Annotated in this window: 12 protein-coding genes; 4 read left to right on the top strand and 8 right to left on the bottom strand. The window is 71.6% G+C overall.

Going from position 1 to position 15416, the window contains the following annotated elements:
- Together AMK26_RS23165 and AMK26_RS23160 are read right to left on the bottom strand one after the other, a co-directional pair.
- Positions 1–1833 (bottom strand): NHL domain-containing thioredoxin family protein, encoded by a 1833-nt coding sequence (locus tag AMK26_RS23165; RefSeq protein WP_073756638.1) that lies wholly within the window; start codon positions 1831–1833, stop codon positions 1–3.
- 124 nt (positions 1834–1957) lie between these two features.
- Positions 1958–5044 carry an FG-GAP-like repeat-containing protein gene (locus tag AMK26_RS23160; protein WP_073757068.1) on the bottom strand — a complete coding sequence of 1029 codons (3087 nt, stop codon included), beginning with the start codon at positions 5042–5044 and terminating at the stop codon, positions 1958–1960.
- A 185-nt stretch (positions 5045–5229) separates the two neighbouring features.
- Between AMK26_RS23160 and AMK26_RS23155 the strand changes: the two genes are divergently transcribed.
- A complete protein-coding gene (locus tag AMK26_RS23155; RefSeq protein WP_073756637.1) occupies positions 5230–5736 on the top strand; it encodes an LURP-one-related/scramblase family protein in 507 nt (168 codons plus the stop codon).
- 83 nt (positions 5737–5819) lie between these two features.
- On the opposite strand, the gene AMK26_RS23150 is transcribed toward AMK26_RS23155, so the two are convergent.
- Entirely contained in the window at positions 5820–6617 is a 798-nt protein-coding gene (locus tag AMK26_RS23150; protein ID WP_073756636.1) for a carbon-nitrogen family hydrolase, read from the bottom strand.
- 136 nt (positions 6618–6753) lie between these two features.
- Here AMK26_RS23150 and AMK26_RS23145 point away from each other — a divergent pair, with 136 nt between their 5' ends.
- Positions 6754–7578 carry a maleylpyruvate isomerase family mycothiol-dependent enzyme gene (locus AMK26_RS23145; protein ID WP_073756635.1) on the top strand — a complete coding sequence of 275 codons (825 nt, stop codon included), beginning with the start codon at positions 6754–6756 and terminating at the stop codon, positions 7576–7578.
- A 22-nt stretch (positions 7579–7600) separates the two neighbouring features.
- Here the strand turns inward: AMK26_RS23145 and AMK26_RS23140 are convergent, their stop codons facing one another.
- Together AMK26_RS23140 and AMK26_RS23135 are read right to left on the bottom strand one after the other, a co-directional pair.
- A complete protein-coding gene (locus tag AMK26_RS23140) occupies positions 7601–8896 on the bottom strand; it encodes an MFS transporter (protein WP_073756634.1) in 1296 nt (431 codons plus the stop codon).
- Entirely contained in the window at positions 8893–9564 is a 672-nt protein-coding gene (locus tag AMK26_RS23135) for a GntR family transcriptional regulator (protein ID WP_079277763.1), read from the bottom strand. The genes AMK26_RS23140 and AMK26_RS23135 overlap by 4 nt, the downstream gene beginning before the upstream one ends.
- Positions 9565–9798: 234 nt before the next feature.
- Between AMK26_RS23135 and AMK26_RS23130 the strand changes: the two genes are divergently transcribed.
- Positions 9799–10725, top strand: coding sequence for a D-alanyl-D-alanine carboxypeptidase family protein (locus AMK26_RS23130; protein WP_073756632.1), 927 nt, complete (start codon positions 9799–9801; stop codon positions 10723–10725).
- A 64-nt stretch (positions 10726–10789) separates the two neighbouring features.
- Here AMK26_RS23130 and AMK26_RS23125 read toward each other — a convergent pair whose 3' ends face one another.
- From AMK26_RS23125 to pdhA, 3 genes are read right to left on the bottom strand one after another with little or no spacing between them, the layout of a single operon-like run.
- Positions 10790–12256: a dihydrolipoamide acetyltransferase family protein gene (locus AMK26_RS23125; RefSeq protein ID WP_073757067.1), complete on the bottom strand. Its 1467-nt coding sequence runs from the start codon at positions 12254–12256 to the stop codon at positions 10790–10792.
- Positions 12257–12285: 29 nt separating this feature from the next.
- Entirely contained in the window at positions 12286–13266 is a 981-nt protein-coding gene (locus tag AMK26_RS23120) for an alpha-ketoacid dehydrogenase subunit beta (RefSeq protein WP_073756631.1), read from the bottom strand.
- A 2-nt stretch (positions 13267–13268) separates the two neighbouring features.
- Complete coding sequence (gene pdhA, locus AMK26_RS23115; RefSeq protein ID WP_073756630.1) at positions 13269–14420, bottom strand: pyruvate dehydrogenase (acetyl-transferring) E1 component subunit alpha; 1152 nt, start codon at positions 14418–14420, stop codon at positions 13269–13271.
- A 325-nt stretch (positions 14421–14745) separates the two neighbouring features.
- Here pdhA and AMK26_RS23110 point away from each other — a divergent pair, with 325 nt between their 5' ends.
- Positions 14746–15408, top strand: coding sequence for a response regulator (locus AMK26_RS23110; RefSeq protein ID WP_073756629.1), 663 nt, complete (start codon positions 14746–14748; stop codon positions 15406–15408).
- The last annotated feature ends 8 nt before the right edge of the window (positions 15409–15416 follow it).

Here is a 15416-nt window from a genome sequence, read left to right as displayed (position 1 = left end):
CTACGCGGTGTCCAGTCCCGCGAGGATCAGCGGGAGCCGGGTCGCGCCCGCATCGGTGACCTTGACCGGGACGCCCCAGTCCTGCTGGTGGACGTGGCAGGCGGGGTACTCGTTCGCCGGGTCGTCGTCGCAGGACGCGGCCATGGCGGAGACGTGCAGGACGCCCTCCGTGACGGCCGGGTTCAGGGCCAGCTCCCGGGACAGGTCCGTCCCGGTGCCCTCACCGGACGCGATCAGCTCGGGCGGCGTGGACGACACCAGGAGCCGGGTGGAGGGCCCGTACCTCTCGTCCAGCTTCTGGCCGGCCGGTGCACGGAAGACGACGTCCAGCTTCAGCGTGCCCGGCGCGATCTCGGTCGCCTCGCGCTGCGTACGGTGCGCCACGGCGTCCACCTGGACTGCCTCCTCGGGCAGCCGCAGCCGGGTCAGCCGGTGGCGGGCCGATTCGACGACCACGATGTCGTCGCCGACGAGCACGGCGTCGCTCGGCTCGCGCAGGTCGGTGGCGAGGGTGCTGACCTCACTGGTGACCGGGTCGTAGCGGCGCAGGGCGTGGTTGTACGTGTCCGAGACGGCGACCGACCCGTCGGGCAGGGCGGTGACGCCCAGCGGGTGCTGCAGCAGCGCCTGGCCGGCCTCGCCGTCGCGGTGGCCGAAGTCGAACAGGCCGGTGCCGACGGCGGTGTGGACGGCGCCCTCGGGGTCGACCCAGCGCAGGGCGCTGGTCTCGGAGTCGGCGACCCAGAGGCGTTCGTCGGTGGCGGCGAGCCCGGACGGCTGGGCGAACCAGGCCTCGTCGGCGGGCCCGTCGAGGAGCCCCTCGTTCGCCGTGCCCGCCGCTACGCGCACCGTCCCCTGCTCGGGGTCGTACGCCCACAGCTGGTGGACGCCCGCCATGGCGATCCACACCTCGCCGCGCCACCAGGCGACGTCCCACGGCGACGACAGGGCGACCTCGCGGGCCGGCCCGTCGGTGGCGGAGCCCCGCCACCACTGGGCGCCGGTCCCGGCGAGCGTGGAGACCTCACCGCTGCCGAGGTCCAGCACCCGCAGCGCGTGGTTGACGGTGTCGGCGACCACGATCCGGCCGTCGGGCAGCGCGCACAGTCCCTGCGGCTCGTTGAACCGCGCCTCGTCCGCCTTGCCGTCGGTGAGGCCGCGCTCGCCGGTGCCGTACCGGCGTACGACGCTCTCGCCGTCCGCCGCCAGCTCCACCACCTGGTGGCGGGTGGTGTCCGTCACCAGCAGGTTGCCGCTGTCGAGCAGGAGCGCCTTGCCGGGGAAGCGGAGGTGCGTGGCGACGGGCTCGGGCGGTACGTAGGGCCCGTCGCCGCGCCGCAGGGTGCCCTTGGCCTCGTGCTCGGCCTCCAGCTCCTCGACGAGCGTCTCGATGGCCTTGGCGTGGCCCTCGCCGGCGTGCTGGGCGACGACGTACCCCTCGGGGTCGATGACGACGAGCGTGGGCCAGGCCCGTACGGCGTACTGCTTCCAGGTGGCGAGCTCGGGGTCGTCGAGGACGGGGTGGTGGACCTCGTACCGCTCGACGGCGTCGACGACGGCCTGGTGCTCGGCCTCGTGCACGAACTTCGGCGAGTGGACGCCGATCATGACGACGGTGTCCCGGTGCTTCTCCTCCAGCTCGCGCAGCTCGTCGAGGACGTGCAGGCAGTTCACGCAGCAGAAGGTCCAGAAATCGAGAATGACGATGCGCCCTCGAAGGCCGGCGAGGGTGAGCTGCTCACCTCCCGTGTTGAGCCAGCCCCCCTTGCCGATCAGCTCGGGGGCACGGACACGGGCACGGGCGGACCGGGGCGCGGAAGCGGCATCGTTCATGGTTCAAGGGTGCCATCCGGTCGTGAGCGGCCGGTCACGCCCGTACGGCACGGGCCACCTCCCCGGGCGGGACGGGCCGCTCTCCCGCCTCCGCCCGTGGGGTGGCGTCCGGTGCGCCCCGGAATCAGAACAGGCCCTTGTACCCCTGCCAGCCGGTGCCGATCTTCGTGGTGGACCCGAACGAGCCCGTGCCGTTGCCGGAGTTGCGCAACAGGTCACCGGCGGCGTTGCGGGAGAGGAGGTCGGGCTTGCCGTCGCCGGTGATGTCACCGGCACCGGCGAACGCGTTGCGGCCGGTGGCCCAGTTGGCGGCGAACACGGCGGCGCGCGGCTTGACCGTGCCGGACGCGGTGCCGTCGTAGCGCCACAGGGTGTTCGCCGAGTCGACGGCCAGGAGGTCGCCGAGGCCGTCGCCGTTGATGTCGCCGGCCCCGAAGACCGCCCGGTACGGCTTCCAGTTGGTGCCGATCCGTCCCCGGGCCTTCAGCTTGCCGGCGCCGTCGTCGGCGTACAGGTACATGTCCCCGGTCGACGACTGGCGCGCCACCAGGTCCGCACGGCCGTCGCCGGTGAGGTCACCGGGCGAGGTCAGGACGTCGAACTGGGCCCACACCGTCCCCAGGGAGGTGTACGGAACGGTGGGGACGAGCGGCTTTCCGCAGCCCGGGCGGTAGGCGCGCAGCTCGCCGCCCAGCCGTACCAGTACGTCGTTGCAGCGGTCGCCGTCCAGGCCGCCGAAGGGCACCGCGACGGCGCTGGTCGACCAGCCCGAGCCCGTGGTGGCCCCGGAGAGCGAGCCGGTGCCGGTGCCGTGCCGGAAGGCCAGCGCGCCGGAGGTGCTCAGCGTGAGCAGGTCACCGACGCCGTCGGGTGCTCCGGCGCTGCCCGCGTGGTCCCGGCGCACCGCCGTGCCGCCCGTCAGCGTCATCGTCCCGGAGCGGACGAGGGCCGCGCCCTGCCCGTCCGCCGGTCTCACCTCGGCCGTCCAGGTGTAGGCGCCGTTGGGCACGAGCTCCCCGGCCACGTTGCGACCGTCCCAGGTGGCCGTGACGAGGCCCCGGGCCAGGCCACCGGTGAGGGTGCGCACCGTCGTGCCGGTGGCCCGGTTCTTCAGCGTGACCCGCCAGGACGCGGCCGGCTTGGACAGCCACCACCGGGCGGTCCAGCTCCGCGTGCCGGTGGCGACGTTGCCCAGGCCCGGTACGTCGGTGTCGATGACGGACAGCGCGGAGGCCGGCGCACCGGCCGGTACGACGTGGAGGGCGCCGTCCTCGCCCACCCGCGTCAGGTGGCCGCCGAACCGGTCGACGGTCCACCCGTAGCCCGCGTAGGGGATCCCGTGGGTCCGGCCGACCACCCGGCCGGACGCCGACGTACCGCGGACGTCGATCATGCTGACGGTGGTCCCGTCGACCGTCCCCAGATACCCGTCCGCGAGCCTGGCCGCCATGTCGCCGCCGGTCGAGGGCACCTTGAGGTTCCGCTTGGTGGCCGTGTCGAAGACGCCCGCGGTCTGTGTCGTGTGGCACGCCCAGTAGAGGCGGGTGCCCACGGCCTGGAGGTCGGTCAGGTCGCAGTCGCCGAGGTCCACGCTCGTGATCTGCTTGCCGGTTCGGATGTCCGTGGCCTTGACCACGCCGGACGTCATTTCCTCGACCCAGAGGGTGCTTCCCCAGAGCGCGAAGGCCTCGCCCGGGTCACCGGGGCGGTCGAGGGCGGGCTTGCCGGTGTCGAGGTTCATCACCTGGAGCCGCAGATCGTCCGGGGAGTCGTACGAGGTGCTGTAGTAGGCGGCGTACCGGCCGGACACCTCCATGGAGGAGGCGTTCCCCTCCATCGACCTGCCGAGGACGATCTCCTTGCCGGGAACGCTCTCGCCGGGGCCGACGAGGTGGATGACGCTGCGGTCGGGCGACACCGACCGGTACACCAGCCGGCCGTCGCCGGTCGGCAGCAGTTCCGCGCAACCGGTGCCGCTGCACCCGGTGAATCGCGGGCCGGTGCCGCGGTCGGTGCGGGGGCCGGCGGTCGGCGGTACGCCCGCCGACAGGTCGATGGAACGCACCTGGCCGGACGCTCCGTACGGCGCCTCGTAGGTGGCCAGCTGTCCCTGGGCCGCGGACACCACGAGGGGGACCTCGGGCACGGTCGGGATGTCCGCCACCTTCGCCGCCCGGAGGGCGCCGTCCTCGCCGCGCTCCAGGGCGTGGACGCTGCGCTCCATGCCCTCCCCCGCCCGTACGAGCAGGATCCGGCCGTCCGGGCCCGCCGGCGGGGCGGCGGTCGCCCGGTCGAGCAGGAGCTGCCGGGGGCCACCGTCCATCGGCGTGGCCCAGATCTGGTGGACGGGCTCCGGGCTGGTCTGGCCGGTGCCGCCGGTCGCGGTCAGGAAGCTGTCCCCGACCACGCCCAGGGGCCTGGCGGCCGTGTCGTACGCCAGGTCCAGGGTGGTGTGGGGCCGGGTGAAGTCGGCGACGTCCCACACGACGACCTTGCCGGCGGAGGTCCAGTAGGCGAACCGGTCCCCGCTCAGCACGGCGCGGCCCGCACCGGCCTTGTGGTCCTCCAGGTGGGTGGGGCGGGCTTCGCCCGAGTGGTCGATCCACACCACGTAGGGCTTGGTGTCGAGGGTGTACGTGACGATCGCGCCGCGCCCGTTCGAGGCGAAGGCGGTGGTGGGCAGCTTGGCGCCCGCGGGGAACCCGGTGACGACCCGGTCCGTCGTCCCTCCGTCCGCGGCCGTCAGCAGGTGCCAGGCGACGACGGTGGAGCCGTTCATCTCCCTGGTCACGACGGTTGTTCCCATGGCCGTCACGAACGACTGGCCCCGGGGGATCACCACGGTCTGTTCGGCCCGGGTGACCATGTCGCGCAGCCGTACCCTGGTGCCGGTCGTCGTGGCGTACGTCACGAAGGCCACCACGTTGGTTCCCGTGCCGTACACGGATTCCTGCCCGGACGGGACCGGGGTCACCGAACCGTCGGCGTACGAGGTCCAGACGTGACCGCCACCGGACGCACGGCGGAGGAACCCGTCCGTGCCCGCGCCGACCAACTGGGATGCCCCCGGGTCCACTCGCCGCTCCGCCGGGATGACCAGGCTCCCCGGCAGCACCGGATCGGCGGCGGCCGCCGGTGGTGCGATGCCCGCCATGAGCGTCGCCGAGAGGGCGACGCCCAGGGCCGTACGTCCGAGCGTACGACTGGACATGAAGGTACGGCAGATCACGAAAGTCCCTCCCCAGGAAACCGGGCAGGGGGTGAGCGGGCAGCGGTCGACAACAGGGTGAACGCAACCGTTGGAGCCCCCCCCTTGCCGTGCCCCCCACCGCAAGTAGGCGGATCGTAACAGCAGCCACAGCGGGCGAAGTCGGCCCGGCCGGGTACGCATCCCTCATGAAATACCTCGTACGCGACAAGATCTTCGCCATCGGCGACGACTACTGGATCGAGGACGAGAACGGCCGCCACGCCTTTCTCGTGGACGGCAAGGCGCTGCGGCTGCGCGACACGCTCGAGCTGAAGGACCCGGCGGGGCGGGTGCTGGTGACGCTGCGGGCGAAGGTGTTCAGCCTGCGCGGGGCGATGACCGTCGAGCGGGAGGGGCAGACCCTCGCCACCGTTCGCCGCAAGCGGCTGTCGCTGCTGCGCAACCACTACCGCGTGTCCTTGGCCGCGGGCCCGGAGCTGGACGTGACCGGGCGGATCCTGGACCGGGAGTTCAGCGTCGAGCGGGACGGGGAGGTGCTGGCGCGCATCTCGCGCAAGTGGCTGCGGGTCCGTGACACGTACGCCGTCGACGTCGTACGGGAGGACGCGGACGCGGGCGCGGACGCGGACGCGGACGCGGCGCTGCTGATCGCGGTGGCGGTGTGCGTTGTCCGGATGGCGGAGAAGGACTGACGGCCGTACGAGCGCGCGGGCCGGGCGGCGGCCGACCCCGGGTGGAGATGCCGGTTGCCCGGCCGGGGTGGGGCCGGGAGGGGTCAGGGGCGGGGTGGAGGGGTGGCGAGGACGCGGTCCTTTAGGGCGGGGAATTGGGTGCGGGTGGTGGTGACCTTGGCCGGGTCGAGGTCCACCGTGAGGGTCTCCTCCGCCTCGCCCGCCTCCGCGAGGACCTCGCCCCAGGGGTCGACGACGAGGCTGTGGCCGGCCTGGGGGACGCCCGCGTGGCTGCCGGCGGTGGAGCAGGCGAGGACGTAGGCCTGGTTCTCGACCGCGCGGGCGCGGGCCAGCAGGGTCCAGTGGTCGCGGCGGCGGGCGGGCCAGCCGGCCGGGATGGCGAAGGCGAGGGCGCCGGCGTCGACCAGGCCGCGGAAGAGTTCCGGGAAGCGGAGGTCGTAGCAGGTGGCGACGCCCAGGGGGAGGCCGGGCAGCGGGACGGTGACCAGCTCGTCGCCGGCCGCCATCATCGTGGCCTCGCCCTTGTCGAAGCCGAAGCGGTGGATCTTGCGGTACGAGGCGACGAGGTCGCCGGACGGGGAGAAGACCAGGGCGGTGTTGTACAGGGCGCCGTCGGGGGCGCGTTCCACGATGGAGCCGGCGTGCAGCCAGACACCCGCGTCGGCGGCGGCCTTCGCCATCGCCTGGTGCGTCGGGCCGGTCAGCGGCTCGGCCTCCGCCTCGAACGACTCGTACGCGAAGGCTCCCACCGGCCACAGCTCGGGGAGGATCACCAGGTCCGCCACCCCACGCTGTCCGGCCACCAGGGAAGTGACGCGAGCACGACGGGAATTGGGGGATTCGTCCGGGTCTACTGCGATCTGGATCAGCGAGGCGCGCACACTACCACCGTCCTGGCATTCGAGCCGTCAACACGGGCCTACGATCGTCACACGAAAGCACTGCCGGGGTGCCTGATCGCAGCGTAACTTAGCTGCCACAGCACCCAGCCCGCGTACGAACCGCCCGAGGGGTCCCGTGACCGTCCATCCCAGCCTCCAGCCCTACGCCGACGCCTGGACCCACTCCATCGAAGCGATATCCGAGCTGGTGCAGCCACTCGTCGAGGGCGAGTGGAATCGAGCCACGCCCTGCCCCGGCTGGTCGGTGCGCGACATCGTGTCGCACATCATCGGCATGGAGTGCGAGATGCTCGGCGACCCGCGCCCCATCCACTCGCTGCCGCGCGACCTCTACCACGTACGCAGTGACTTCGCGCGCTACATGGAGATGCAGGTCGATGTGCGCCGGCACCACACCGGGCCGGAGATGACCGCCGAGCTGGAGTACACGCTCATCCGCCGCGCCCGCCAGCTGCGCAACGAGAACCGCTCCCCCGACACGCTGATCCGCGCGCCGCTGGGCGCCGAGCAGTCCCTCGAACTGGCCTACCGGATGCGGGCCTTCGACGTCTGGTGCCACGAGCAGGACCTGCGCACCGCGCTGGGCATGCCGGGCAACCTCGACTCCCCCGGCGCGTACGTCGCGCGCGACAACTTCCTGACCGTCCTGCCGAAGGTGGTCGCCAAGGACGCGGGTGCCCCGCCGAACAGCGCGGTCGTCTTCGACGTCCACGGCCCGGTGGAGTTCCTGCGGACGGTACGGGTCGACGCCGCCGGCCGCGGCTCCGTCGACGGCGCGCCCTCGCTGGGCCCCGCCGTGACGATCGCGATGGACTGGGAGACGTACGTACGCCTCGCCTGCGGGCGGGTGCGGTCGGCGGCCGTCGCCGACCGGGTCAAGGTCGAGGGTGACACGGAGCTGGCGGACGCGATCCTCCGCAACTTCGCGGTGACGCCGTAGCGTCGGCGGTGACCCCGTAGCGTCACACGGGTACGTGCACGGCCTCCACCCGGCTCGCCACCAGCCGGTCCCGTTCCCGCCGGGCCGTGCGCGCCCTCAGGCGCAGGATCTGCGCGACTCCCAGGGCCTGGAGCAGGAAGACGGACGAGAAGGCGATCCGGTAGTCGTCGCCGGTGGCGTCCAGCAGCACGCCGACGGCGAGCAGGGTGGTGATGGAGGCGGTGAAGCCGCCCATGTTGACGATGCCCGACGCCGTGCCCTGCCGCTCCGGCGGGTTCGCCGGCCGGGCGAAGTCGAAGCCGATCATCGAGGCGGGCCCGCAGGCGCCGAGGACCACGCACAGGGTGGCCAGCAGCCACATCGGGGCGTGGTCGCCCGGGTGGGCGAGGGTGGCCGCCCACACGACGGCGGTGGCCGCGACCGTACCGAGCGCGAGCGGCACCCGGGCCCCGTGGTGCCGGGCGATGATCTGGCCGTAGGTCATGCCGAAGACCATGTTGGAGAGCACCGTCAGGGTCAGCATGTCGCCGGCCGCTCCCCGGGACAGGCCCTGGTCCTCGACGAGGAAGGGCAGTCCCCACAGCAGCAGGAACACCATGGCCGGGAACTGGGTGGTGAAGTGCACCCACATGCCGAGCCGGGTGCCGGGCTCGCGCCAGGACTGGGCGATCTGGCGGCGGACGTACGCCACGCCCGCGTGGGGCGCGGGTTCCGGCTCGTACCCCTCGGGGTGGTCCTTCAGGAACAGCACCAGCAGCACGAGGACGACCACGCCGGCCAGCGAGCTGCCCGCGAACGTCGCCGTCCAGCCGAGCCCGTCCAGGGTCCGCGCGATCACGATCGTCGAGACGAGGTTCCCGACGACTCCGAAGAGCCCCGCGACCTGCGCGATCAGTGGCCCGCGCCGGGCCGGGAACCAGCGGGTGCCGAGCCGCAGCACGGAGATGAACGTCATCGCGTCGCCGCAGCCGAGCAGCGCGCGGGAGGCCAGCGCCATGCCGTACGAGGGGGAGAGCGCGAAGCCGAGCTGGCCGAGCGTGAACAGCACCACACCCAGGGTGAGGACCTTCTTGGTGCCGAGCCGGTCGACCATCAGGCCGACGGGTATCTGCATGCCGGCGTAGACCAGCAGCTGGAGTATGGAGAAGGTGGACAGGGCGGAGGCGTTGACGTCGAAGCGGTCGGCGGCGTCGAGGCCGGCGACGCCCAGGGACGTACGGAAGATGACGGCGACGAGGTAGACGCAGACGCCGACGCCCCAGACGAGGGCGGCGCGGCGGCCGCCGGGGGGATCGGACGGGAGGGCGGCGTGGCTCACCTGTCCTCACCCCTGACCAGGACCTTCACGCGGCTGACGTGGCGGTGCACGCACCGGGCGGCGCCCTCGGCGTCGCCGGCGCGGAGGGCGTCGAGGATCTCGGCGTGCTCGGCGATGTTCTTGGCGACGCGGTCGGGGTGGGCCTCCATCACGGCGACGCCCATGCGCAGTTGCCGGTCCCGCATCTGGTCGTAGAGGCGGGAGAGGATCTCGTTGCCGGCGTGGCGGACGATCTCGGCGTGGAAGGACCGGTCGGTGACGGCGACGGCCGCCAGGTCGCCGTCCTCGGCGTGCCGCCGCTGCTCGTCCAGCAGCTCCTCGAGCCGTTGCAGCAGGGGCGCCGGGGCGGGGACCGCCTTGCGTACGGCGAACTCCTCGACGAGGAGCCGGGTTTCGACGACGTCGGCGATCTCCTGCGCGGAGACGGCGAGGACCAGGGCGCCCTTCTTGGGGTAGAGCTTCAGCAGCCCTTCCATCTCCAGCTTGAGCAGCGCTTCGCGTACGGGCGTACGGGACACCCCGACGGCCTCGGCGAGCTCCCCTTCGGTGAGGAGCGTCCCGCCCTGGTAACGGCGGTCGAGGACGGCTTGCTTGACATGGGTGTAGACACGGTCGGCTGCGGGAGGGGCGGAAGGCATGCACACAGCATAGATACAAGAGGGGTGCATCAGAGGCCGCCTACGGGGATGTAGGACGGAACTCACAGCCCCCGGAAGCTTCCTGTGTCCCACGTCACGTGTCCTGCGTCACACACACCGCTGATCCTCAGGAATCCCGGATTCCTGTACATCCCTTGGGCCGGTTCGGAGGTCTCCTCATGGGCACTGGTTTTCCAGCCCGCCAGGTTGAGGCGTTTTCGACGCACTTGAGACTCGAACTCGGAGCGTTTTCTTTTGATATCGATGAACACGGCCGTGCGCCGCACCGCCACGGTTGTCCTCACGGGTGGCCTCCTGCTGACCGCCTCCCCCCTCGCCGCACCGGCCGCGGCGGCCACGCCGATCCCGTCCATCAGCGCCAAGGGCGGCTTCATGGTGGACCAGGCCACCGGCAAGGCCATCTACGGCAAGGCGAACACCACGCGCCGCCAGATGGCCAGCACGACGAAGGTCACGACCGCGATCGTGGTCCTCACCACACCCGGCGTGGACCTCAACCGCAAGGTGACCATCAAGCAGGAGTACCGCGACTACGTCACCCGCAACGGTGCCAGCACCGCCGACCTGCGCACCGGTGACAAGCTGACCGTCCGCCAGCTGCTGTCCGCGATGATGCTGCCGTCCGGCAGCGACGCCGCGTACGCCCTCGCCGACACCTTCGGCACCGGCACCACCACCGCCGCCCGCACCAAGTCGTTCATCGGCAAGATGAACGCCAAGGCGAAGCAGCTCGGCCTGACGAACACGATGTACGACTCGTTCGACGGCATCTCGGCGGCCGGCAACAACTACACGACCCCGCCCGAGCTGGCGAAGATGGCCCGCCACGCCTTCAGCAGCGCCGTCTTCCGCGACATCGTCAAGGCGACGTCGTACAAGGCCGCGGCGACCACCAGCACCGGCGCGACGCGCACGTACACCTGGTACAACACCAACAAGCTGCTCGGCTCCTACAGCGGTGCCGTCGGCGTCAAGACCGGCACCGGTACGGCCGCCGGCCCGTGCCTGGTCTTCGCGGCCACCCGCGGCACCCAGACCTACGTGGGCGTCGTCCTGAACGCCCCCGACCGTTTCAACGACGCCGCCAAGCTGCTGGACTTCGGCTTCGGCTCCACGACGGCCAGGACCATGGAGCTGCGCTCCCTCCCGGCGGGCGCCCAGCGCGACTGACCGGCACGCACATGGTGAAGGGCCCGGACGCGCCGTCGCGTCCGGGCCCTTCCGTCCACTGGGCTCAGGCCCAGGTGATCAGCCGCTTGGGCTGCTCCAGGATCGCGGCGACGTCCGCGAGGACCTTGGAGCCCAGCTCCCCGTCGACCAGCCGGTGGTCGAACGACAGGGCCAGGGTGGTCACCTGTCGGGGCTTCACCTTGCCCTTGTGGACCCACGGCTGGAGCTTGATCGCCCCGACCGCCAGGATCGCGGACTCGCCGGGGTTGAGGATCGGCGTACCGGTGTCCACGCCGAAGACGCCCACGTTGGTGATGGTCACCGTGCCGCCCTGCATGGCCGCCGGGGTCGTCTTCCCCTCGCGGGCCGTGGCCACCAGCTCACCGAGGGCGGCGGCCAGTTCGGGCAGCGTCTTGTCGTGCGCGTCCTTGATGTTCGGCACGATCAGGCCGCGCGGCGTGGCGGCCGCGATGCCCAGGTTGACGTAGTGCTTGAGCACGATCTCCTGGGCGGCCTCGTCCCAGGAGGCGTTGATCTCCGGGTTGCGCCTGATCGCCACGAGCAGGGCCTTGGCGACGAGCAGGAGCGGGTTCACCCGGAGCCCGGCCATGTCCTTGTCGGACTTGAGCTCCTCGACGAGCTTCATCGTGCGCGTGACGTCGACCGTGACGAACTCGGTGACGTGCGGCGCGGTGAAGGCCGACCCGATCATCGCCTGGGCGGTGGCCTTGCGGACGCCCTTGATGGGGATACGGGTCTCGCGCACGCCGGCCGCGGGCTGCTCCTGCGGAGGCCGCGGCGCCTCGGCCGGCTTCGGCTGTACGGGTACGGCGGCGGGCGCGGCGACCGAGGCGGCGGCCAGGGACACCGCCGCGTGCACGTCCTCACGGGTGATGATCCCGTCCGGTCCGGTCGGCGTCACGGTCGCCAGGTCGACCCCGAGGTCCTTGGCCAGCTTCCGCACGGGCGGCTTGGCGAGGGGCCGGGTGCCGGGGACTCCCGCCGGGGTGGCGGCGGAGGCCGGAGCGGCGGGGGCCGGAGCGACCGGGGCGGCTGGGGCCGGGGCGGCAGCGGCAGCCTGGCCCGCGTGGCCGTTCAGTTCGCCCTGGACGGCGGCCTGGGCGGCCGCTTGGTCCGACGGCGCCGTGGCGCCCTTGCGCGGGCGGCGCTTCGTGGACGACTCGGCGACGCCGTAGCCGACCAGGACCGGCTGGCGGCCCGTCGGCTCGGCGCCCTCGGCGGCCCCACCGGCCGGCACGGCGGCCGGCTCGGCGGCCGGGGCCGCGGGGCTCTCCGGGGCGGCGGCGCCCGTCGCGACGTCGACCGTGATGATCACCTGGCCGACGTCGACCGTCGTCCCCTCCGGGAAGCGCAGCTCGTGCACGACCCCGTCGTACGGGATCGGCAGCTCCACCGCCGCCTTCGCCGTCTCCACCTCGCAGACGACCTGGCCGTCCGTGACGGTGTCACCGGGCTGGACGTACCACTTGAGGATCTCGGCCTCGGTGAGCCCCTCGCCGACGTCCGGCATCTTGAAATCGCGGATCACAGCGGCTCTCCTCAGTACGCGAGCGAGCGGTCGACGGCGTCGAGCACCCGGTCCAGGCTCGGCAGGTATTCCTCTTCCAGCCGTGCCGGCGGATACGGCGCGTGGTAGCCGCCCACCCGCAGGACCGGTGCCTCCAGGTGGTAGAAGCACCGCTCCGTGATGCGTGCGGCGATCTCGGCACCGGAGCCGTAGAAGACCGGCGCCTCGTGGACGACGACCAGCCGGCGGGTCTTCTCGACCGACGCCTGGATGGCGTCGAAGTCGATCGGGGACATCGACCGCAGGTCGACGACCTCCACGGACCGGCCCTCCTCGGCGGCGACCGCGGCCACCTCCAGGCAGAGCTTCACCATGGGGCCGTACGCCACGAGGGTCAGGTCCGAGCCCTCCCGCACGGTGCGGGCCTTGTGCAGCTCGCCCGGGATGGCCTCGGTGTCGACCTCGCCCTTGTCCCAGTAGCGCCGCTTCGGCTCGAAGAAGATCACCGGGTCGTCGCTCTGGATGGCCTGCTGGAGCATCCAGTACGCGTCCGACGAGTTCGACGGCGAGACCACCTTGAGACCCGCGACGTGCGCGAACAGCGCCTCGGGCGACTCGCTGTGGTGCTCGACGGCGCCGATGCCGCCGCCGTACGGAATGCGGATGACGACCGGCAGCTTGATCGTGCCGAGCGCGCGGGCGTGCATCTTGGCGAGCTGCGTGACGATCTGGTCGTACGCGGGGAAGACGAACCCGTCGAACTGGATCTCCACGACCGGTCGGTAGCCGCGCAGCGCCAGCCCGATCGCCGTGCCGACGATGCCCGACTCGGCGAGCGGGGTGTCGATGACCCGGTCCTCGCCGAAGTCCTTCTGCAGCCCGTCGGTCACGCGGAACACGCCGCCGAGCTTTCCGACGTCCTCGCCCATGACGAGGACCTTGGGGTCGGTCTCCAGGGCCGTGCGCAGCGACTCGTTGAGCGCCTTCGCGAGCGGGAGCTTCTGTACAGCCATGGTTACTTGACCTCCCCGTCCGCGAAGGATGCCTGATACGCCGCGAACCGCGCGCGCTCCTCGTCGACGAGCGCGTGCCCGTCGGCGTACACATGGTCGAACATGGCCATGTGGTCGGGGTCGGGCATGGCTCGAACGGCCTCACGGACGCGCTTGCCGAGCGTCTCCGACTCCGTCTCCAGCTCCTCGAAGAACGCCGCGTCCGCGAGTCCCTGCTTCTCCAGGTACGTACGCATCCGCAGGATCGGGTCCTTGGCCTCCCACGCCGCCCGCTCGTCGTCGAGCCGGTAGCGGGTGGGGTCGTCGGAGGTGGTGTGGGCGCCCATGCGGTAGGTGAAGGCCTCGACGAGCGTCGGGCCGTCGCCGCGGCGGGCGCGCTCCAGGGCGGAGCGGGTCACGGCCAGGCAGGCGAGGACGTCGTTGCCGTCGACGCGGACGCCGGGGAAGCCGAAGCCCTGCGCGCGCTGGTAGAGCGGGACGCGGGTCTGCTTCTCGGTCGGCTCGCTGATGGCCCACTGGTTGTTCTGGCAGAAGAAGACGACCGGGGCGTTGTAGACCGCGGAGAAGGTGAACGATTCGGCGACGTCGCCCTGGCTGGAGGCGCCGTCCCCGAAGTACGCGATGACCGCGCTGTCGGATCCGTCCTTGGCGATGCCCATGGCGTAGCCGGTGGCGTGCAGGGTCTGTGCGCCGATGACGATCGTGTACAGGTGGAAATTGTTGCTCGCGGGGTCCCAGCCACCGTGGTTCACGCCACGGAACATTCCGAGCAGATTGGTCGGATCGACCCCCCGGCACCAGGCGACTCCGTGTTCGCGGTAGGTCGGGAAGATGTAGTCGTCGTCGCGCAGGGCGCGGCCGGAGCCGATCTGGGCGGCCTCCTGGCCGAGCAGCGAGGCCCACAGGCCCAGCTCGCCCTGTCGCTGGAGGGAGGTCGCCTCGGCGTCGAACCGGCGGGTCAGCACCATGTCGCGGTACAGGCCGCACAGCTCCTCGGGGCTGAGGTCGATGTCGTACTCCGGGTGCTGGACGCGCTCACCCTCGGGGTTGAGCAGCTGTACGAGCTGGGGCTCGTTCGCGTGAGCGCTCGCGCTCGCGCTGGTGCGCTTACTGCTGCGTCGCGGCTTGCGCGCGGCAGTGCCTTCCACGGTCACGTGCGTGCTCCTCCGTCTGTCCGGCCCCCGGGGTCCGCCGGGTACCAGTGCGGCTCGCCTGTCTCCGTACGTGTGCACGGGGTGGGTGCCCTCGGCCGGGAACAGGCGTGACAGGTGCCCCGGCGAGCCCCCTGTCATAGGCACGTTACCCAGTGCACCGCATTACTGCGAAACCCCCTTTGACCTGCGTTTTTGCTTGGATTTCCAAGTAAATCGCAAAGGGGTGGACAAATGACTGGTCACAGCCTTGTGAGCCGCCGGAACAGGGGGCACGTTATCCCGCGCACCCCGGGCACGGGAAGAGTGAGTGTGTGAGACTGATTCCGTGCGCGAAGACGGAAAAATCACGGTATTTCTGCTGGACGACCACGAAGTCGTCCGGCGTGGCGTCCACGAAATGCTCTCCGTCGAGGACGACATCGAGGTCGTCGGAGAGGCAGGCACGGCGGCGGACGCCCTGGTCAGGATCCCTGCGACGCGTCCGGACGTCGCCGTCCTCGACGTACGCCTCCCCGATGGCAGCGGTGTCGAGGTGTGCCGGGAGGTCCGGGCCCGGGACGAATCCATCAAATGCCTGATGCTCACCTCCTTCTCGGACGACGAGGCCCTCTTCGACGCGATCATGGCCGGTGCGTCCGGGTACGTCCTGAAGGCGATCCGCGGCAACGAGCTGCTGACGGCGGTACGGGACGTGGCGGCCGGCAAGTCGCTGCTGGATCCGGTGGCCACCGCGCGGGTGCTGGAGCGGCTGCGGGACGGCAACGGCCCGAAGGGTGACGACCGGCTGGCGGCGCTGACCGAACAAGAGCGCAGGATCCTCGACCTGATCGGGGAGGGGCTGACGAACCGCGCGATCGGCGAGCGGCTGCACCTGGCCGAGAAGACGATCAAGAACTACGTGTCCAGCCTGCTGTCGAAGCTGGGCATGGAGCGGCGCTCGCAGGCGGCGGCGTACGTGGCCCGGATGCAGGCCGAGCGGCAGCACTGACGCGGTCG

The sequence above is a fragment of the Streptomyces sp. CB03234 genome, from assembly GCF_001905885.1.
In the GTDB taxonomy this organism is placed as follows: domain Bacteria; phylum Actinomycetota; class Actinomycetes; order Streptomycetales; family Streptomycetaceae; genus Streptomyces.
This window is presented reverse-complemented; position numbering and strand designations above follow the sequence as displayed.

Excerpts from the sequence above, each read along its gene's own strand:
- AMK26_RS23165 (WP_073756638.1), bottom strand. The coding sequence starts at position 1,833 with ATGAACGATGCCGCTTCCGCGCCCCGGTCCGCCCGTGCCCGTGTCCGT.
- AMK26_RS23160 (WP_073757068.1), bottom strand. The coding sequence starts at position 5,044 with ATGTCCAGTCGTACGCTCGGACGTACGGCCCTGGGCGTCGCCCTCTCG.
- AMK26_RS23155 (WP_073756637.1), top strand. The coding sequence starts at position 5,230 with ATGAAATACCTCGTACGCGACAAGATCTTCGCCATCGGCGACGACTAC.
- AMK26_RS23135 (WP_079277763.1), bottom strand. The coding sequence starts at position 9,564 with ATGCACCCCTCTTGTATCTATGCTGTGTGCATGCCTTCCGCCCCTCCC.
- AMK26_RS23130 (WP_073756632.1), top strand. The coding sequence starts at position 9,799 with ATGAACACGGCCGTGCGCCGCACCGCCACGGTTGTCCTCACGGGTGGC.
- AMK26_RS23125 (WP_073757067.1), bottom strand. The coding sequence starts at position 12,256 with ATGCCGGACGTCGGCGAGGGGCTCACCGAGGCCGAGATCCTCAAGTGG.
- AMK26_RS23120 (WP_073756631.1), bottom strand. The coding sequence starts at position 13,266 with ATGGCTGTACAGAAGCTCCCGCTCGCGAAGGCGCTCAACGAGTCGCTG.